The organism is Geodermatophilus sp. SYSU D00525 (assembly GCF_054050475.1).
In genome coordinates this window covers 1-18,810 of the sequence record NZ_JBJGZK010000007.1, presented here as the reverse complement: position 1 = coordinate 18,810, position 18,810 = coordinate 1, and the positions used below count along the sequence as shown (strand labels likewise).

The following is an 18,810-nucleotide window of genomic DNA, read 5'->3' as shown; positions in this document are numbered from 1 at the left end:
GGTGTCCGTCGCCGTGGTCACCGACTCCACGGCCTACCTGCCGGCCGACCTCGTCGCGCGGTACGGCATCGAGGTGGTCCCGCTCTACGTCGTCCTCGCCGGGCACTCCGGCCGGGAGGGCACCGAGATCACCCCGGAGGACGTCGCCCGGGCGCTGACCTCCCGCGGCCAGCACGTCTCGACCTCGCGGCCGACCCCCGGCGACTTCGTCGCCGCCTACCGCCGCCGGCTGGCCGAGGGCGCCGACCGGGTGGTGTCGGTCCACCTGTCCGCCGAGCTGTCGAGCACCTGGGACGCCGCCCGGATGGCCGCCGCCCAGGTCGGGGAGCACCTCGTCACCGTCGTCGACTCGCGGTCGACGGCCATGGGCACCGGCTTCCCCGTGCTCGCCGCCGCCCGCGCGGCGGCCGACGGCGCCACCGCCGCCGAGGTCGCCGCCGTGGCCGCACGGACCGCCGCGCGCACCCGCACGCTGTTCGTCGTCGACACCCTCGAGCACCTGCGCCGCGGGGGCCGCATCGGCTCGGCCGCCTCGCTGCTGGGCACCGCCCTGGCGGTCAAGCCGGTGCTGCACGTCGCGGAGGGGAGGGTCGTCCCCCTGGAGCGGGTGCGCACCTCCGCGCGTGCCCTCGCCCGGTTGGTGAAGCGCGCGGAGGAGGCCGCCGGTGGTCCGGGCGCCTCCCTCGCCGTCCACCACCTGGCCGCGCCCGAGCGCGCCCAGCGCCTGGCGGCCGAGCTGCAGCGCGCCGTGCCCGACGTCCGGGAGCTGCACGTCAGTGAGCTGGGCGCGGCGGTCGGCGCGCACGTCGGGCCGGGCGCGGTCGGCGTCGTGGTGACCCCGGCGGACGGGGACTGAGCGAGGGGCGGACACGGCGCGCAGCGTGCACCGGCTCCCGTCGGACGGCCCGCGCCCGTCCACAGCCCGCACCGCCGTCCACAGCTCCTCACGGAGCAGTCCTCCCGGGCGGCGGCCTGCCTAGCGTCCGCCGCGTGCGCCTGACCTCCCGCCGCGACCCAGCCGCCGACGTCATCCGTGCCCGCCTGCGGGTGCTGCTCGACGAGGGCCGGCGCTCGGGCTGGCTGCCCGACGACGACCCGCTCGAGTCCCCGCCGGGCACCGGCGTGGCCCTCCTCCGCCGCCCGGAGCCGCCCGGGGGCCGAGGCGAGGACGACCTCGGCGCCCACCTCGACGACGAACGGGACGACCCGGACGACCAGGCGGACGGTCGGCTGCCGGGCGGGCTCGGCCGGCACCGGGCGCCCGGGCGGGCGGTGCGCCTGGACCCCGGCCGGCGCGGCGGCGCGGCGCTGTGGCTCACCGGTCTGCTGGTGGCGCTGCTGCTCGCCGGGTGGACCTGGCTGCAGCGGCCGGAGGTGGAGCCGGCACCCGAGCCCGTCCCGGCCGGGGGCGAGCCCGTCGCGGCCGGGGTCGAGCCCGCACCGGCCGCCACCACGGAGTCCGCGCCCGCGGCGGCGGCCGGGGCGCGCACGACGGTCGTGGTCTCGGTCGTCGGCCTCGTCGTCACGCCCGGCCTGGTGACGCTGCCCGAGGGTGCCCGGGTCGCCGACGCGGTGGCCGCGGCCGGCGGCCTCCTGCCCGAGGCCGATCCCGCCTCGGTCAACCTGGCCGCGGTCGTCAGCGACGGGCAGCAGATCGCCGTCGGCGTCCCGGGAGCGGCTCCCGCGCCGGCCGCCGGGGGAGCGGCCCCGGCCGGCCCGCTGGACCTCAACGCGGCCACGGTCGCCGACCTCGACGCCCTGCCCGGCATCGGCCCGGTGCTCGCCCAGCGCATCGTCGACCACCGCGAGCAGCACGGCCGGTTCACCAGCGTCGAGCAGCTCGACGACGTCCCGGGCATCGGCCCCGCCGTCTACGGCGACCTGGCCGACCTGGTCCGGGTGTGAGCGCCCTCCCGGACCGGCGCTGGTCGTGGCTGGACCTGCGCCTCGTCCCGGCCGCCGCCGCGGTCTGGGCGGTCACCCTCGCGGCCGGCCTGCTGTCGGCGCCCGTCCTGCTCGTCCTGGCCGGCGCGGCCACGCTGGGGGCGGTGCTGCTCGTCCGGCACCGGGGACGGGCCGGCGTCCTCGTGCTCCTCGCCGTGCTCGCCGCGGTGGCCACCACCGCGACGGTCGCCGCGGTCCGCGGCGCCGCCCGCGCCGCCTCCCCGCTGGCCGACGTGGCGGCCGGCCGCACGGTCGAGGTGGTCCTGGAGGCCGACGGCGACCCGCGGCGCGTCGCCGGCGTCGGCCCGCCCCGGCTGGCCCTCGACGTCACGGTCACCGCGGTGACCGACCGGGCGGCCACGGTGTCGCTGACCGCCGCCGCCGTGCTGTTCGCGCCCGCGGAGGACTGGACCGGCGTGCTGCCCGGGCAGGTGGTGCGCACGAGGGTGGCGGTGGCGACCGCGCCCGCTACCGACGGCGTCGTGGCGCGGCTGTCGGCCCGCGGCCCACCGGAGCCGGTCGAGGGGCCGTCCCGGCTGCAGCGCGCCGCCGGTGCCGTCCGCGACGGGCTGGCCGCCTCCGCCCGGCGCGTGCTGCCCGCACCCGCGGACGGGCTGCTGCCCGGCCTGGTCGTCGGCGACACGCGGAGCCTGGACCCGGTGCTGGAGGAGGACTTCCGCCGCGCGGGCCTGTCCCACCTCACCGCTGTCTCCGGCGCCAACGTGGCGATCGTCCTCACCGGCGTGCTGGCACCGCTGCGCCGGCGGGCGGTCGACCGCCGGGTGCAGGCAGCAGTGGCCCTCGCGGTCCTCGCCGGCTTCGTGGTGCTGGTCCGGCCCGACGCCAGCGTCGTCCGGGCGGCGGCCATGGGCGCGGTCACCCTGCTCGCCCTGGCCTCCGGCCGCACACGGGCCGCGGTCCCCGCGCTGGCCGCGTCGGTGGCGGTGCTCCTGCTGCTCGACCCGCGGCTGGCCCGGGACGCCGGGTTCGCCCTGTCGGTCGCGGCGACGGCGGCGATCGTGCTGCTGGCGCCCCGCTGGTCGCGCCGGCTGCAGCGCCGGGGCTGGCCGCGCACGCCTGCCGACGCGGTGGCGGTGGCCGCGGCCGCCGGGCTGGCCACCGCGCCGCTGGTGGCGGGCCTGTCCGGGCTGGTCAGCCCGGTGTCGCTGCCGGCCAACCTGCTCGCCGCGCCCGCGGTGGCGCCGGCGACCGTGCTCGGCCTGCTGGCCGCCGTCGTGGGGCCGGTCGTGCCGGTCGCCGGGGGCGGCCTCGTGTGGCTGGCCGGCTGGCCGGTGCGGTGGCTGGTCGCCGTGGCGCGCACCGCGGCGGCGCTGCCCGACGGCGCGACCGGCTGGCCGGCCGGCACCGGTGGCGCGCTGCTGCTCACGGTCCTGCTGCTCGCCGGCGGGCTGCTGCTGTGGCGGTACCGGCGGCTGCGCCCGCTGGGGCTGGCCGCAGTGCTCGGGCTGGTGCTGCTCGGCTGGCCGCTGCGCCAGGTCGCCGACGGCTGGCCCCCGCCGGGGACCGTGCTGGTCGCCTGCGACGTCGGCCAGGGCGACGCGCTGGTGCTCCCGACCGGCCCGGGCGAGGGCGTGCTCGTCGACGCCGGCCCGGAGGTGGGCCCGGTCGACCGCTGCCTGGACCGGCTGGGCGTCGACCGGCTGCCGCTGGTGCTGCTGTCGCACCTCGACGCCGACCACGTCGGCGGGCTGGCCGGCGCGCTGGACGGGCGGGAGGTCGGCGCCGTCGCCACCGGCACGCTGTCCCCGGCCGACGAGCGGGCCGGCGACCTGGCGCGCGCCGCCGCCCGGGCCGGGGCGCGCCGCGAGGTCCTCGTCCCCGGCGACCGCCGCGACGTGGGCGGCACCCGGCTCGAGGTGCTGGCGCCGCCGCCGGAGATCGCGACCGCCGCGGCCGAGCCCAACGACCTCTCGCTGGTCGTGCGGGTCACCGTGCGCGGCGTGCGGGTGCTGCTCACCGGCGACCTGGGTGCGGCCGCCGAGGAGCGGGTCCTCGACCGGGGCGTGGACCTGCGCGCCGACGTGCTCAAGGTCCCGCACCACGGCAGCGCCGACGCCGCCCCGGCCTTCCTCGCCGCGACCGGCGCCCGGGTGGCGCTGGTCAGCGTCGGCGCGGAGAACACCTACGGGCACCCGGCGCCACGGCTGCTGTCGCTGCTGGCCCGGGAGGGCATGCAGGTCCACCGCACCGACCGGGAGGGCGACCTGGCCGTCGTCGGCTCGGCAGGGGAGTGGGGCGTCGCCGCCCGCGGTGGAGGAGAGGTGCAGGCCGGGGCGGTGCACCCCGCCGACGGCGGCGTGCCGGGCGGACCCGCGGTGCGGCCGGACCGTCGGCGGGCCGTGACACCATCGGGGCGTGGCAGCGGCACCCCCGGCACCGACCTCCCGCCTGCGGGCCGTCGTCGGGGAGGAGGAGCTGCTGCGCTCCCGCGCCGTGGCCGCCGTGCGCGCCGCCGTCCTCGAGCGCCACCCCGCCGCGGAGGTGCACGAGCTGGTCGCCGCCGGCCTGCCGGTCGGCCAGCTCGCCGACGTGCTGGCGCCGTCGCTGTTCGGCGAGCACCGGCTGGTCGTCGTCAGTGGGGTGCACGAGGCCGCGGGCGCCCTGGTCGACGCGCTGACCGGCTACTGCAAGGACCCCGATCCCGACCTCACGCTGGTCGTCGTCCACCACGGCGGCAAGCGCAACGAGGCGCTGGTCAAGGCGTTCACCGCGGCCGGGGCGGCGCTCGACGAGTGCGCCAAGATCTCCTCGCCCGGCGACCGGGCGGCGTTCGTCCGCAACGAGGTGCGCACGGCCGGCGGCCGGATCACCCCCGACGCGGTGGCCGCCCTGGTCGACGCGGTCGGCGGGGACCTGCGGGCGCTGTCGTCGGCGGCCACCCAGCTGGTCGCCGACTTCGGCGGGGCCATCGACGCCGACGCCGTCGCCCGGTTCCACCGCGGGCAGGCCGAGGTCACCGGCTTCACCGTCGCCGAGAAGGTGCTGGTGGGGGACCGCCAGGGCTCGCTGGAGACGTTGCGGTGGGCGCTGGACCGCGGCGTCGCGCACGTGCTCATCGCCGACGCGATCGCCGACGGCATCCGCACCGCGGCCCGGGTCACCTCGCTGAACACCTCCAACACCGGCGACCTCGCGCGGGCGCTCAAGCTGCCGCCGTGGAAGGTGAAGAAGGCCCAGACCCAGGCCCGCGGCTGGAGCATCGAGGGCCTGCAGCAGGCGATCGGGGTGGCCGCCGAGCTCAACGCCGACGTCAAGGGCGTGGCCGCGAGCGCCGACTACGCGCTCGAGCGGGCCATCCGCCGGATCGTCGACATCCGCGCCACCACCGGCCGCGGCCGGGCCCGCGCCGGCTACTGAGCGGCCGGGCCCGCGCCCCCGGAAAGCGACGGGCCCCCGTCCTCCGGGAGGGAGGACGGGGGCCCGGGAGCGCTGGGGCGCAGCTCAGAGGCTGGTCAGCTGCTTGGCCATGCCCGACTTGCGGTTGGCGGCCTGGTTCTTGTGGATGATGCCCTTGCTGGCGGCCTTGTCGAGGGCCTTGCCGGCCTTCTGCAGCGCCGCGGTCGCGGCCTCGGTGTCGCCGGTGGCGGCGGCCTCGCGGAAGCGGCGGACGGCCGTCTTCAGGGCGGACTTGACGGCGACGTTGCGCTGGCGCGCCTTCTCGTTCGTCTTGTTCCGCTTGATCTGGGACTTGATGTTCGCCACGCGTGAGCCTCGGTGTCTCGCAGGAGGGAAAGGGTCTGTCGGTGCGTCCGGACGGCATGCGTCAGCGGACCGGCCTGCCAGGTTACCAGCGTGCGGCGCGCCGTCCCACCCCGGCTGCCGGCAGGCCCCTCCGGCACGGTGCTCCACCGCGGTGCCCCGGCGTGGGACGATGGCGGCACTGTGACGACTCCCGCTGCCACCGATCCCACCCGGATCCGGAACTTCTGCATCATCGCCCACATCGACCACGGCAAGTCGACGCTGGCCGACCGGATGCTCGAGGTGACCGGGATCATCGAGGCGCGGCAGATGCGCGCGCAGTACCTCGACCGGATGGACATCGAGCGCGAGCGCGGCATCACCATCAAGGCCCAGAACGTGCGCCTGCCCTGGAAGGTCGGGGACACCGAGTACGTCCTCGACATGATCGACACCCCGGGCCACGTCGACTTCACCTACGAGGTGTCCCGGTCGCTGGCGGCCTGCGAGGGTGCGGTCCTGCTGGTCGACGCCGCGCAGGGCATCGAGGCGCAGACCCTGGCCAACCTCTACCTGGCCCTGGAGAACGACCTCACGATCATCCCGGTCCTCAACAAGATCGACCTGCCGGCCGCCCAGCCCGAGAGGTACGCCGCCGAGATCGCGCACATCATCGGCTGCGACCCCGAGGACGTCCTCAAGGTCAGCGGCAAGACCGGCGAGGGTGTGCCGGAACTGCTGGACGCGATCGTCGCGCAGATCCCCCCACCGGAGGGCGACGCCGAGGCCCCGGCCCGCGCGATGATCTTCGACTCGGTCTACGACATCTACCGCGGCGTCATCACCTACGTCCGCGTCGTCGACGGGCGGATCTCCAGCCGCGAGCGCATCCGGATGATGTCGACCGGCGCCACCCACGAGCTGCTCGAGATCGGCGTCATCTCGCCCGAGCCCAAGCCGGTCGACGGCCTCGGCGTCGGTGAGGTCGGCTACTTCATCACCGGGGTGAAGGACGTCCGCCAGTCCCGCGTCGGCGACACCGTCACGCTGCAGCACCGCCCGGCCGCCGAGCCGATCGGCGGCTACAGCGACCCCAAGCCGATGGTCTACTCCGGCCTCTACCCGATCGACGGCAGCGAGTACCCGCTGCTGCGCGAGGCGCTGGACAAGCTGCTGCTCAACGACGCGGCCCTGACCTACGAGCCGGAGACCTCCGCGGCGCTCGGCTTCGGCTTCCGCGTCGGCTTCCTCGGCCTGCTGCACCTGGAGATCGTCCGCGAGCGGCTCGAGCGCGAGGCCGGCATCAGCCTGATCTCCACCGCGCCCAACGTCGTCTACCGGGTGGTGATGGAGGACGGCACCGAGCACACCGTCACCAACCCCAGCGACTGGCCCGAGGGCAAGATCGACAAGGTCTTCGAGCCGGTCGTCAACGCCACGATCATCGCGCCCAGCGACTACACCGGCGCGATCATGGAGCTGTGCCAGAGCCGGCGCGGCCAGCTCGGCGGCATGGACTACCTGAGCGAGTCCCGCGTCGAGCTGCGCTACACGCTGCCGCTCGGCGAGATCATCTTCGACTTCTTCGACGCGCTGAAGTCGCGCACCCGCGGCTACGCCAGCCTCGACTACTCCGAGGCCGGCGAGCAGGAGTCCTCGCTGGTGAAGGTCGACATCCTGCTGCAGGGCGAGGCGGTCGACGCGTTCAGCGCGATCGTGCACAAGGACAAGGCCTACGGCTACGGCGTGATGATGGCCGGCAAGCTGCGGGAGCTCATCCCGCGGCAGCAGTTCGAGGTGCCGATCCAGGCCGCCGTCGGCTCCCGGGTGATCGCCCGCGAGACCGTCCGCGCCATCCGCAAGGACGTCCTCGCCAAGTGCTACGGCGGTGACATCACCCGCAAGCGGAAGCTGCTGGAGAAGCAGAAGGAGGGCAAGAAGCGGATGAAGATGGTCGGCCGCGTCGAGGTCCCCCAGGAGGCGTTCGTCGCCGCGCTCTCCACCAACGAGCCCGCAGCCGGCAAGAAGTGAGCGGGCGGCTCCTCGCCGTCTGCGTCTCCGGCTCCGACCTGCTGCCGCTCCCCGGGCGCCGGCCCGACCGCAGCGGCATCGACAAGCGCCCGCGGCCCGGCCGCGTCGCCGTCGGCGAGCTCGGCCTGGACGGCGACGTCCAGGTCAACCGGAAGTACCACGGCGGGGAGGGGCAGGCGGTCTACGCCTACGCCCAGGAGGACGCCGACGTCTGGGCCGCCGAGCTCGGCCGCGACCTGCCTCCGGGCCGGTTCGGGGAGAACCTGCGGACGGCGGGTCTGGATCTGACCGCCGCCGAGATCGGCGAGCGCTGGCGGGTCGGGACGGCGCTGCTCGAGGTGACCGCGCCGCGCATCCCGTGCGCCAACTTCGCCCGCTTCTGGGACGTCCCCGACCTGGTCAAGCGGTTCACCGCGCGCGGCGCGACCGGCGCCTACCTGCGGGTGCTGGAGACCGGCGCGGTCGGCGCCGGCGACGAGATCACCGTCGTCGAGCGGCCCGGCCACGGCGTCACCACCGGCCTGGCGTTCCGCGCGCTGACCACCCAGCGGTACCGGATCGCCCAGCTCGAGCCGGCGCTGGCGTCGTTCCCGGTCAAGGACCGGCCGAAGCTGGCGGCGCGGATCGCCGCGAGGACCGCCGCCCCGGCCTGAGCGCGCTCAGTGCAGCCAGGGCGCGAAGGACAACCCGACCACCAGCCCCTCCCGCGACTGCAGCCGGGCGACCGTCTGCCCCCACGGCTCGGTGCGCGCCCCGTGCAGCAGCGTGTGCCCCCGGTCCTCGAGCTCGGCCGCGCCGGCCGCCACCGCGTCGGCGCCGGCGAGCTCGAACTCGATGCTCGCCTGCGGCACCGGGCGGTCCGCCGGCCAGTCGGGGGCGCCGAAGCAGGCCTGCGCGGCCTGGGTCAGCGGCCAGACGCCGAAGTGCCGGCTGCCCTCGATCCGCTCGCTGGCGACGTACTCGCCGTCCATCCGCTCCAGGGGCAGGCCCAGCGCGTCGACGTACAGACGGCGGCTGGTCGCGGGGTCCGCGGTGATCACGCTGACGCCGGCGATGAACAGGACGTCCACGGCCCCCAGCGTGGACCCGCCGCCCCGACCGCGGGACCCCCCGCCGCCTGCGTCTGCGGGCCGCCGCGACGCGCTACCGTGCCCGCGCCGGGGGCCGACCGGCACGGACGGGGAGGACGACGATGGTGCTGCGCCGCGCTGCCGCGACGGTGGCCGGGCTGGTGGTCGCGGTGTCCGCGCTGGCCGGCTGCGGCGGGGGCGAGCCGGAGGAGTCCGCCGACGACCTGCTCGCCCGCGCGAAGACCACGCTCGACGAGACCGAGTCGCTGCACTTCGTGCTGACCAGCGAGGGCGCGCCGACCACCGGCACCGCGCTGGTCGGCGGCGAGGGCGACGTCCTCCGCCCGGCGTCGTTCGAGGGCACCCTGCAGGTGCTGGCCGTCGGCTCGGCGCTCGACCTCGCCGTCGTCTCGGTCGACGGCACCGTCTACGCACAGCTGCCGTTCACCAGCGGCTACAGCGTCGTCGACCCCGCGCAGTTCGGCTTCGGCGACCCCGGCGCGCTGCTGGACCCCGACACCGGCATCTCGCAGCTGCTCGCCCAGGCCGACGCCGCCGAGCTGGGGGAGGAGCGCCGGGTCGACGGCGAGGTGGTGCGCGAGGTGACCGCCGAGATCCCCGGCGACCTGGTCGAGCAGGTGCTCACCAGCGAGGACCCGAGCCAGCCGGTGGAGGCCCGCTTCGCCGTGGCTCCCGAGTCGGGTGAGCTGCGCCGCGCCGAGCTCACCGGCCCCTTCTTCGCCGCCGACCAGGACGCCACCTTCACCCTCGAGCTCTCCGACCCCGGCGACGATGTCGAGATCACCGCACCGCCTGCCGGCTGAGCCGCAGGCACCCGCGGTCCCGGGACTGCCGCTGGTCGTCCTCGCCACGCTGGCGGTGCTGGTCACCGCGGCCGACACCTACGTCGTCGTCCTCGCGCTGCCGGACATCCTCACCGGGGTCGGCGTCGGCATCGACGAGCTGCAGCGGGCGACGCCGATCGTCGGCGGCTTCCTGCTCGGCTACACCGCCACGCTGCCGCTGCTGGGCCGGCTGGCCGACCTGCGCGGCCGGGTGCCGGTGCTCGCCGGCTGCCTGCTGCTGTTCGCGCTGGGTTCCCTGTTGACCGCGACGGCGACCGACCTGGGCCCGGCCGTCGCCGGCCGCGGGCTGCAGGGCGTGGGCGCCGGCGGGCTGGTCCCGGCCACGCTGGCGCTGGTCGCCGACCGGTGGCCGCCCGAGCGCCGGGCGGTGCCGCTGGGCGTGGTCGGCGCGGTGCAGGAGGCCGGCGCGGTGCTCGGCCCGCTGGCCGGCGCCGCGGTGCTCGCGGTCAGCGACTGGCGGGCGGTGTTCTGGCTCAACCTGCTGCTCGGGCTGGTCCTCGCCGCGGGCGTGGTGCTCACAGGCGGCGGCCGGCGGCCCGACCCCGTCGGCCTGGTCCTGCTGCTGCTCACCGGCGCCGCCGCCGGGCTGCAGCTGGCCGCGCCGGCCGCGCTCGCCGAGGACGTCACGCTCGGCCTGGCCTGGGTGCCGCTGGCCGACGGCGTGACCGCGTCGACGCCGCTGGTGCTGGCCGCCGCCGTCGCCGGGCTGGCCCTGGTCGCGCGCAGCCTCGCGCACCCCGCCGGCGCGGTGCTGCCGCTGCGCGGGGTCCCGCGGCTGCTCCGCGAGGTCGACGTGCTCGGCTCGCTGCTCGCCGTCGTCGCGCTCGGGGCGCTGGTGTGGGCCTTCGCCGCGGCCGACCCGGCCACCGAGGTCGTCGCGCACGGCCCGGTGCTGCTGCCGGTCGCCGCGCTGGCCGCCACCGGCTTCTGGCTGCACGAGCGGCGCGCGCCCGACCCGGTGCTGCCCCTGGGCGCGCTGCGGCCGGCCGGCGCGTGGGGTGCGCTGCTGGTCAACCTGCTGGTCGGGGTGGCGCTGGTGGCCGCGCTGGTCGACGTCCCGCTGTTCGCCCGCGCGACGACGACGCCCGGCGACCAGCTCGGCGCCGCGCTCGTGCTGGTGCGGCTGCTGGTCGCCGTCCCGGTGGGCGCGGTCGCCGGCGGCTGGCTGTGCCGGGTGCTGCCCCCGCGGCTGGTCGCGGCCGGCGGCACGGTGCTCGCCGCGCTGGCGCTGTGGGCGATGACCGGCTGGGGCGAGACGTCGCTGGACCGGTGGTGGTCCACGGTCGTGCTGCTGGCCGCGGGGCTCGGGTTCGGCCTGGCGATCGCGCCGGTCAACGCGGTGCTCCTGGCGGTCACCGGGCCGGCCGTGCACGGCAGCGCGAGCGCGCTCGCCGTCGTCGCCCGGACCGTGGGGATGCTGGTCGGGCTGTCGCTGCTCACCGCGGTGGCGCTGCGCCGGTTCACCGCCGAGGTCGAGGCGATCGGCTCGCCGCTGACCGTCTGCCCGGACACCCCGGCCGACTGCCCCGCCTACGAGGCGGCCGTCGACCAGGCCGTCCTCACCCAGCTGCACACCGTCTTCGCCGGCGCCGCGGTCGCCGCCGCGCTGGCGGCGGTCGCGGCGCTGGTGCTGCTGCGCGAGGTCAGCCGGGCCCGCGCACCTCGTAGTGCGTGACGGTGTCCTCGCGCTGCACGAGGTACCGGTCGTCCTCGGGGTAGTAGACGGCGGCCTCGAGGTTGTCGCCGGCGAACCCGCGGACCGCCTCCAGCGACTCCCACAGGCTCAGCGCCACGACCTCGGTGCGGCCGTCGCCGAGGTCCCGGGTGAGCACCCAGGCGCCCTCGTTGCCCGGCGTCCGCCGGTACTCGCCCACGCCGGTCTCCTCGACGTAGGCGGCGTAGGCGTCGGCGTCCCCGGTGCGGACCCAGCCCCGCCACACCCGCGCTGTCCTGGCCACGGCCGGCCTCCTCGTCAGAGCGTGAAGACGATCTTCCCGGCGGTGCGGCCCTCGAGCATCCGGCTGAAGCCCTCGCGGGCCTGCTCCAGCGGCAGCTCGACGTCGATGACCGGGCGGACGCCGGTCACCGCGCACATCCGGACCAGCGACTCCAGCTCGTCGCGGGTGCCCATGGTGGAGCCGACCACCGACAGCTGGGTGAAGTACACCCGGTTGAGCTCGGCGCTCGGGTCGTAGCCGGTGGTGGCGCCGGAGGTCACGATGACGCCGCCGGGCTTCAGCGACTTCACGCTGTGGCTCCAGGTCGCCTTGCCGACGGTCTCCATGACGCCGTCGACCCGCTCGGGCAGCCGGGCGCCGGTCTCGAACGCCTGCTCGGCGCCGAGCTCGAGCGCGGCCGCGCGCTTCTCCTCGCTGCGCCCGGTGACCCACATCCGGTAGCCGGCGGCCCGGCCCAGCACGACCAGCGCGGTGGCCACGCCGCCGCTGGCGCCCTGCACGAGCACCGTCTGGCCGGGCCGCAGGCCGGAGCGGACGAAGAGCATGCGGTAGGCGGTGAGCCAGGCGGTGGGCAGGCAGGCGGCCTCGGCGAAGGACAGCTCGGCGGGCTTGGGCAGCACGTTGCGCCGGGGGACGGCGACCCGCTCGGCCATCGTGCCCTGGTGCAGCTCGGAGAACAGCGAGCGCTTCGGGTCCAGCGTCTCGTCGCCGGTCCAGCCGGGGCTGGCGACGACGCCGTGGACGACGACCTCGTTGCCGTCCTCGTCGAGCCCGGCCGCGTCGGTGCCCAGGATCATCGGCATCCGCTCCCGCGGCAGGCCCACGCCGCGCAGGCTGAACAGGTCGTGGTGGTTGAGCGAGACGGCCTTCACCTGCACCGTCGTCCAGCCGTCGGGCGCCTCCGGCTCGGGCCGGTCGCCGACCTCCAGGACGGAGAGCGGGTCGTCGGGCGAGGGCGTGGAGACGAAGACGGCGCGCATGCGCCGGACGTTAGGACACCCCCGTCCGGCGGGCGACACCGCGCCCGCCGGACGGCGGCGGCTCAGGCCTTCGGCGGCGGCTCAGGCCTTCGGCGGGGGCTCAGGCCTTCGGCGGCGGCTCAGGCCTTCGGCGGCGGCTCAGGCCTTCGGCGGCGGGCAGGCCACGTGCTGGTACTGCAGCCGCGTGTCCCCGGTGTACCCGGACACCTCCACGGTCGCGGTCGGGCCGCCGTCGATCGAGACGGTCACCGACCCGGTGACGGTCGCCTCCCGGACGAGGACCCGGCCGACGCAGTGGTCCAGTTCCTGCGGGAAGCGGGTGGTGTCGCCGGTACCCGTCCACACGAGCTCGACGTCCATCGTCCCGGTGAGCTCGACCAGGCCCTGACCCCCGCCGTCGGGCGTGCAGCTCAGCGCCACGTCCTCGCCGGAGAGGGTGGCCGACTCCAGCGGGACCAGGGAGGCGGCGGGCGACTCCACCGGTCGGCAGGCGTACCCGGCCGTGTGTGCCTCGAGGTCGACGGTCAGCGCGCCGTCCCGGTTCCCGGTGACCGTGGCGCTCACCCGCAGGTCGCCGCCCTCCTCACCGAGGCCCGTGGTGGCCTTCCACTCCGTCGTCGCGCCGCGGCCCTCGGGCGGTGCCGCGGCGGCCGTGCCCGCCGTGCCGCCCAGTGCCGCCGTGGCCAGCAGCACGGTCAGCGCCCGGGCCGTCCTCGTCCTCATGCCGTCCTCCTCGGGTACCGGTCCCGGACCTCCCGGGCCGGTGCGGGCGGGAGGGTGGCAGCGGCGGCCGGCGACCGGGACGGATCCGTGCGCGGCCGGCCGCGGGTGCGGCGTGTCGTCCCCGACGCGCCGCGGCCGGTCAGGGGCAGGCCGGGACGCCGCGGGAGACCGAGTCGTCGTCGTCGGCCAGGCTGACCGCGACGCCGTCGTAGCCGAGCCCCGGCACGACGACGCGCACCTGCCCGGTCACCACGGCGTGCCGGTCGGTGAGCAGCTCGCGGCAGGCGCCGTCGGGGCTGTCGAGGGCGTACTCGTGGCCGGGGCCCTCCGCGGTCCACGTCAGGTCGACCACGGCGGTGCCGGTGACCTCGCCGGCCGCGGTGTGGGACCCGCAGGTCAGCGCCAGCTCCCCGCGGGCGGTGGCGGAGTCCAGCCCGGCGACGGTCGCGGGCACCCGCTCCTCGGTCAGGCAGTCCCAGCCGAGGACGAAGAACTCGCCGTTGCCGAAGGCGTCCGCGTCCGGCGGGTCGAACACGGTGACGTGCACGAAGACGTCGTCGCTGCCGCTCTCGCCGCCGGCGCCGAGGAACGCGCTGGCGTACCCCGTGCCGCCGTCGTCCGCTGCCTCGGTGGTCGCGGGGGCGGCCGGCGGGGGCGCCGCCGGCCCGCTCCCGCACCCGGCCAGCAGCAGGGCCGCCCCGCCCGCGATCCACCGCACGCCGTCCTCCTCCGCCGTCGCCGGGCGCGGAGGATGGCAGCCGCCGCCGGGCGGGGGAAGGGCCTAGCGGACGACGACCACCGCGTCCTGGCGCGGCACGAACGCGCCGATCACCGGGGCGCCGGGCACCTCGCCCGCCAGCAGCAGCCCGCCGGAGGTCTGCGCGTCGGCCAGCAGCAGCGCCTCGTCCTCGCCGACGGCGGACAGGTCGGTGTGCGGGCGCACCCAGTCGAGGTTGCGCCGGGTGCCGCCGGAGACGAACCCGGCGGCCAGCGCCTCGCGCGCCCCGGCCAGGTAGGGGACCGCGGCGGCGTCGACGACCGCGGTCACCCCGCTGGCGCGCGCCATCTTGTAGAGGTGGCCGAGCAGGCCGAAGCCGGTGACGTCGGTGCCCGCGCGGATGCCGGCGGCCAGCGCGGCGCGGGCGGCGTCCCGGTTGAGCGCGGTCATCGAGGCCACCGCCTCCTCGCTGACCTCGCCGGTGGCCTTCATCCGGTTGTTGAGCACGCCGACCCCCAGCGGTTTGGTCAGCGACAGCGGCGTCCCGGCGACGGCGGCGTCGTTGCGGATGACCCGGTCGAGGTCGAGGACGCCGGTGACCGCCATGCCGTACTTCGGCTCGGGGTCGTCGATCGAGTGCCCGCCGCCGACGTGGCAGCCGGCCTCTTGCGCCGCCTCCAGCCCGCCGCGCAGCACCTCGGCGGCGAGCTCGGCGGGCAGCACGTCGCGCGGCCAGCCGAGCAGGTTGACCGCGACCACCGGGGTGCCGCCCATCGCGTAGACGTCGGACAGCGCGTTGGCCGCGGCGATCCGGCCGAAGGTGTACGCGTCGTCGACGACGGGGGTGAAGAAGTCGGTGGTGAGCACCAGCCCCTGCCCGCCGGCGGTCCGGACGACGGCCGCGTCGTCGCCGTCGTCGAGGCCGACGACCAGCTCGGCGGCCGGGTCGGCCGGGCCGGTGCCGGTCAGCCCGGCGACGACGGCCTCGAGCTCCCCGGGCGGGATCTTGCAGGCGCAGCCGCCGCCGTGTGCGTACCGGGTGAGGCGGATCCGTGCGGGCGCGCTGGTCACGGCCCCACCGTAGGCTGGCCGGCGGAGGCGTCAGGGTGCCTGGTGGCCCCCGCGGCCTCTAAAGCCGGCGTGGCCGAGCAGCTCGGTCAGGCGGGTTCGATTCCCGTCCGCCTCCGCCAGCCTCCCCGCGGGCCGGCGCGCATACGCTCCGCAGCGATGAGCGCCGACCCGCGGCGGGCAGTGCCCCGCACCGACACGCTGCTGGCCGACCCGGCGCTGGCCGACGCCGTGTCGCGCCTGGGCCGGGACCTGGTCAAGGACGCCGTCCGCGCCGTGCAGCAGCGCGTCCGCGCGGGCGAGCTCGCGCCCGAGGACGCGGTCGCCGCCGTCCTCGCCGGCCTGCCCGTGACCGCGTCCGCCCTGCGCCCGGTGCTCAACGCCACCGGCGTCCTCGTGCACACCAACCTCGGGCGGGCGCCGCTGTCGGCCGCGGCCGTCGAGGCGGTGGTCGCGGCCAGCGGCACCACCGACGTCGAGCTGGACCTCGCCACCGGCCGCCGCGGGCCGCGCGGCGAGGCCGCCCTGTCGGCCCTGCTGGCGGCGGTGCCGGCGGCCGGGGCCGCGCTCGTGGTGAACAACTGCGCGGCGGCGCTGGCGCTGGTGGCCACGGCGCTGGGCGGCGAGCTGGTCATCGCCCGCGGCGAGCTGGTCGAGATCGGCGACGGGTTCCGCATCCCCGCCCTGCTGGAGTCGACCGGCGCCCGGCTGCGCGAGGTGGGGACGACGAACCGGGTGACCCTCGACGACTACCGCGACGCCCTGCACGACGACACCGGCGCGGTGCTCAAGGTGCACCCGTCGAACTTCGTCGTCCGCGGCTTCACGCGGGCGGTGCCGGTCCACGAGCTGGCGGAGGCGCTGCACACCAGCGGCGTGCCGCTGGTGGCCGACGTCGGCTCCGGGCTGCTGCGGCCGCACCCGGCGCTGCCCGACGAGCCGGACCTGCAGACGACGCTGGCCGACGGCGCCGACCTGGTGCTCGCCAGCGGCGACAAGCTGCTCGGCGGCCCGCAGGCCGGGCTGGTGCTCGGCCGCGCCGACCTGGTGCAGCGGCTGCGCCGGCACCCGCTGTACCGGGCGCTGCGGGTCGACAAGACGACGCTCGCCGCGCTGGAGGCCACCCTGCGCGGCCCGCAGCCGCCGGTGCAGCAGATGCTCGCCGCCGACGTCGCCGGGCTGCGGGCCCGGGCGCGGGCGCTGGCCGGCCGGCTGGCCGACGCCGGGGTCGACGCGCACGCCGTGGACTCCGCCGCGCGGGTCGGCGGGGGAGGGGCGCCCGAGCACCCGCTGCCCAGCGCCGCGGTCTCGCTGCCCGAGCCGTTCGCCGAGCCGCTGCGGCGGGGCGCCCGGCCGGTGGTCGGGTACGTCGCCGACGGGCGCACCCTGCTCGACCTGCGCAGCGTGCCGCCGTCGGCCGACGACGACCTCGCCGCCGCGGTGCTGGAGGTGGCGCGGGCGTGGACGTGATCGCCACCGCCGGCCACGTCGACCACGGCAAGTCGACGCTGGTCCGCGCGCTCACCGGCATGGAGCCCGACCGGTGGGAGGAGGAGCGCCGCCGCGGCCTGACCATCGACCTGGGCTTCGCCTGGACGACGCTGCCCTCGGGCCGGGTGCTGGCCGTCGTCGACGTGCCCGGGCACGAGCGGTTCGTCGGCAACATGCTCGCCGGCGTCGGGCCGGTGCCGGCCGCGCTGGTCGTGGTCGCCGCCGACGACGGCTGGTCGCCGCAGACCGCCGAGCACGTCGCCGTCCTGGACGCGCTCGGCGTGCGGCACGCGCTGCTGGCCGTCACCAAGGCCGACCTCGCCGACCCCGCGCCCGTGCTCGCCGACGCCACCGAGCGGCTGGCCGCGACGTCGATGGGCACGGTCCCGGGCGTGGCGGTGAGCGCGCCGACCGGCCGCGGCGTCCCCGAGCTCACCGCTGCCCTGGAGGCGCTGCTGGCCGGGCTGCCCGCGCCGGACGCCGCCGCGCCGGTGCGGCTGTGGGTCGACCGCGCATTCCCCATCCGCGGCGCGGGCACCGTCGTCACCGGCACCCTGTCCGCGGGGTCGGTGGCGCCCGGCGACCGGCTGCGGCTCGGCGACCGCGAGGTGGGCGTGCGCGGCGTGCAGTCGCTGGGCCGGCCGGTGGAGCGGGCGACGGCGACCGCGCGGGTGGCGCTGAACCTGCGCGGGGTCGCCGTCGAGGACCTCTCCCGCGGCGACGCGCTGGTCACCCCCGGCGCGTTCCGGTCCACCGCGGAGGCCGACGTCGTCCTGGCCCGCGCGCCCGAGGGTCGGCTGCCGGCCGGGGCGGTGCTGCACGTCGGGTCGGCGGCGGTGCCGGTGCGGCTGCGCCCGCTCGACGGGCGGGCGGTGCGGCTGCGGCTGGCGGGCCCGCTGCCGCTGCGGGTCGGCGACCGCGTGCTGCTGCGCGACCCGGGCGCCCGGCGGGTGCTCGGCGCCGACGTCCGCGACGTCGCCCCGCCCGAGCTGCGCCGCCGCGGCGCGGCCCGGCAGCGGGCCGGCGAGCTGGGGCGGCAGCAGGCCGGGCCGGCCGGGGCCGCCGCCGACCTCGCCCGCCGCCGGGTGGTGCGCGCCGACGACTTCGCGGCGATGGGGTGGCCGGTGCCGGGCGACGCCGTCCGCGCCGGGCCGTGGCTGGTGGCGCCCGGGCTGGTCGGCGAGCTGGCCCGCCGGGTGCCCGGGCTGGTGGCCGCGCACCGGCGGGCGCACCCGCTGGAGCCGGGGCCGCCGGTCGCCGTCGTCCGCCGGGAGCTGGACCTCCCCGACGACGACCTGGTGGCCCTGGTCGTCCGGCCGCCGCTGGCCCTGCGCGAGGGCCGGGTGGTGGTGGCCGCCGCCGGGCTGCCGCCGGCCGTGCAGCGGGCGGTCGATGCGATCCGGGCGCGGCTGGCCGCCGACCCGTTCGCCGCCCCGGACGCCGATGAGTTGCGCGCCGCCCGGCTCGGCCCGCGCGAGCTGGCGGCCGCGGTGCGCGACGGGCAGCTGGTGCGCATCGCGGACGGCGTCTACCTGGCGCCCGGCGTGGAGGAGGCAGCCCGCGCCCGGCTGGCCGCGGTGCCGCAGCCGTTCACGCTCAGCCAGGCGCGCTCGGCGTGGGGGACGACGCGGCGGGTGGCCGTGCCGCTCATGGAGTGGCTCGACGCGCGCGGGGTCACCCAGCGGCTGCCCGACGCCACCCGGCGGCTCCGCTGACCCGGCGTGGGACACGGTCGGTGACGTTCCGCTGACCTAGCGTGTCCCGGTGATCGACTTCTCCAACGGCTCGGTGTTCAAGCTGAGCCAGTGCAACCCCCAGGACGTCGCCGACGACGTCGCCCCGCTGCTCATCCCCGGCGAGCAGCTGTACTTCGCGTTCAAGACGGTGCGCGACTTCGTCGTCTTCACCGACAAGCGGCTGATCGCGGTGAACGTCCAGGGCATGACCGGCCGCAAGAAGGACTTCACCTCGCTGCCCTACAGCAGGATCCAGGCCTTCTCGGTGGAGACCGCGGGCACCTTCGACCTCGACGCCGAGCTGGACCTGTGGTTCAGCGGGCTGGGCAAGGTGCGGCTGGAGTTCAAGGGCAACTCCGACATCCGACAGCTCGGTCAGATGATCGCCACCCACGTGCTCTGAGCGCGGGGGGGGGGGGGGGGGGGGGGGGGGGGGGGGGGGGGGGGGGGGGGGGGGGGGGGGGGGGGGGGGGGGGGGCGGGGGGGGGGGGGGGGCGGGGGCGGGGGGGGTGTTGGGGCTGGG

General features: G+C 77.4%; 17 protein-coding genes, 1 tRNA gene and 1 pseudogene. 12 read left to right on the top strand and 7 right to left on the bottom strand.

What is annotated here, in order from left to right; all coding sequences use genetic code 11:
* Position 1: 1 nt before the first annotated feature.
* The 4 genes and pseudogenes from ACI796_RS08005 (at position 2) to holA (ending at position 5,322) form a co-directional block, all read left to right on the top strand.
* On the top strand, positions 2-856 hold the full coding sequence (locus ACI796_RS08005; RefSeq protein ID WP_456940697.1) for a DegV family protein: 855 nt from the start codon (positions 2-4) through the stop codon (positions 854-856).
* A gap of 134 nt (positions 857-990) precedes the next feature.
* On the top strand, positions 991-1,905 hold the full coding sequence (locus ACI796_RS08000) for a ComEA family DNA-binding protein (protein ID WP_456940696.1): 915 nt from the start codon (positions 991-993) through the stop codon (positions 1,903-1,905).
* Positions 1,902-4,010 (top strand): annotated as a pseudogene (locus ACI796_RS07995) (ComEC/Rec2 family competence protein); the annotation flags it as partial. The gene ACI796_RS08000 and the pseudogene ACI796_RS07995, both read left to right, overlap by 4 nt.
* Before the next feature lie 310 nt (positions 4,011-4,320).
* Positions 4,321-5,322, top strand: a complete 1,002-nt coding sequence (holA, locus tag ACI796_RS07990; RefSeq protein WP_456940695.1) for a DNA polymerase III subunit delta — start codon at positions 4,321-4,323, stop codon at positions 5,320-5,322.
* A gap of 84 nt (positions 5,323-5,406) precedes the next feature.
* On the opposite strand, the gene rpsT is transcribed toward holA, so the two are convergent.
* Positions 5,407-5,667 (bottom strand): 30S ribosomal protein S20, encoded by a 261-nt coding sequence (gene rpsT / locus ACI796_RS07985; protein ID WP_456940694.1) that lies wholly within the window; start codon positions 5,665-5,667, stop codon positions 5,407-5,409.
* A 180-nt stretch (positions 5,668-5,847) separates the two neighbouring features.
* Here rpsT and lepA point away from each other — a divergent pair, with 180 nt between their 5' ends.
* Both lepA and ACI796_RS07975 read left to right on the top strand, forming a co-directional pair.
* The gene (lepA, locus tag ACI796_RS07980) at positions 5,848-7,677 is read left to right on the top strand and encodes a translation elongation factor 4 (protein WP_456940693.1); all 1,830 of its coding nucleotides are present in this window, start codon (positions 5,848-5,850) and stop codon (positions 7,675-7,677) included.
* A complete protein-coding gene (locus ACI796_RS07975; protein WP_456940692.1) occupies positions 7,674-8,330 on the top strand; it encodes an MOSC domain-containing protein in 657 nt (218 codons plus the stop codon). Before lepA ends, ACI796_RS07975 begins: the two co-directional genes overlap by 4 nt.
* Before the next feature lie 6 nt (positions 8,331-8,336).
* On the opposite strand, the gene ACI796_RS07970 is transcribed toward ACI796_RS07975, so the two are convergent.
* The gene (locus ACI796_RS07970; protein WP_456940691.1) at positions 8,337-8,747 is read right to left on the bottom strand and encodes a hypothetical protein; all 411 of its coding nucleotides are present in this window, start codon (positions 8,745-8,747) and stop codon (positions 8,337-8,339) included.
* Between the two features lie 122 nt (positions 8,748-8,869).
* On the opposite strand from ACI796_RS07970, the gene ACI796_RS07965 reads away from it, so the two are divergent.
* Both ACI796_RS07965 and ACI796_RS07960 read left to right on the top strand, forming a co-directional pair.
* The gene (locus ACI796_RS07965) at positions 8,870-9,571 is read left to right on the top strand and encodes an LppX_LprAFG lipoprotein (RefSeq protein ID WP_456940690.1); all 702 of its coding nucleotides are present in this window, start codon (positions 8,870-8,872) and stop codon (positions 9,569-9,571) included.
* Positions 9,540-11,288, top strand: coding sequence for an MFS transporter (locus ACI796_RS07960; protein ID WP_456940689.1), 1,749 nt, complete (start codon positions 9,540-9,542; stop codon positions 11,286-11,288). The genes ACI796_RS07965 and ACI796_RS07960 overlap by 32 nt, the downstream gene beginning before the upstream one ends.
* Here ACI796_RS07960 and ACI796_RS07955 read toward each other — a convergent pair.
* From ACI796_RS07955 to selD, 5 genes are all read right to left on the bottom strand, one after another.
* Complete coding sequence (locus tag ACI796_RS07955) at positions 11,257-11,571, bottom strand: hypothetical protein (RefSeq protein ID WP_456940688.1); 315 nt, start codon at positions 11,569-11,571, stop codon at positions 11,257-11,259. The two genes, ACI796_RS07960 and ACI796_RS07955, sit on opposite strands and share 32 nt — an antisense overlap.
* Positions 11,572-11,585: 14 nt before the next feature.
* Positions 11,586-12,551: a zinc-binding dehydrogenase gene (locus ACI796_RS07950; protein ID WP_456940687.1), complete on the bottom strand. Its 966-nt coding sequence runs from the start codon at positions 12,549-12,551 to the stop codon at positions 11,586-11,588.
* A gap of 138 nt (positions 12,552-12,689) precedes the next feature.
* Positions 12,690-13,274, bottom strand: coding sequence for a hypothetical protein (locus tag ACI796_RS07945; RefSeq protein WP_456940686.1), 585 nt, complete (start codon positions 13,272-13,274; stop codon positions 12,690-12,692).
* Between the two features lie 139 nt (positions 13,275-13,413).
* A complete protein-coding gene (locus ACI796_RS07940; RefSeq protein WP_456940685.1) occupies positions 13,414-13,992 on the bottom strand; it encodes a hypothetical protein in 579 nt (192 codons plus the stop codon).
* 63 nt (positions 13,993-14,055) lie between these two features.
* Positions 14,056-15,063 (bottom strand): selenide, water dikinase SelD, encoded by a 1,008-nt coding sequence (gene selD, locus ACI796_RS07935; RefSeq protein WP_456940684.1) that lies wholly within the window; start codon positions 15,061-15,063, stop codon positions 14,056-14,058.
* Positions 15,064-15,086: 23 nt separating this feature from the next.
* Here selD and ACI796_RS07930 point away from each other — a divergent pair.
* The 4 genes from ACI796_RS07930 to ACI796_RS07915 all read left to right on the top strand — a co-directional run bounded on the left by ACI796_RS07930 (position 15,087) and on the right by ACI796_RS07915 (position 18,690).
* A tRNA-OTHER gene (locus ACI796_RS07930) sits at positions 15,087-15,182 on the top strand.
* A 37-nt stretch (positions 15,183-15,219) separates the two neighbouring features.
* Positions 15,220-16,530 carry an L-seryl-tRNA(Sec) selenium transferase gene (gene selA / locus ACI796_RS07925; RefSeq protein ID WP_456940683.1) on the top strand — a complete coding sequence of 437 codons (1,311 nt, stop codon included), beginning with the start codon at positions 15,220-15,222 and terminating at the stop codon, positions 16,528-16,530.
* On the top strand, positions 16,521-18,266 hold the full coding sequence (gene selB / locus ACI796_RS07920) for a selenocysteine-specific translation elongation factor (protein ID WP_456940682.1): 1,746 nt from the start codon (positions 16,521-16,523) through the stop codon (positions 18,264-18,266). The genes selA and selB overlap by 10 nt, the downstream gene beginning before the upstream one ends.
* A gap of 49 nt (positions 18,267-18,315) precedes the next feature.
* Entirely contained in the window at positions 18,316-18,690 is a 375-nt protein-coding gene (locus ACI796_RS07915; protein WP_456940681.1) for a PH domain-containing protein, read from the top strand.
* Positions 18,691-18,810: the final 120 nt, after the last annotated feature.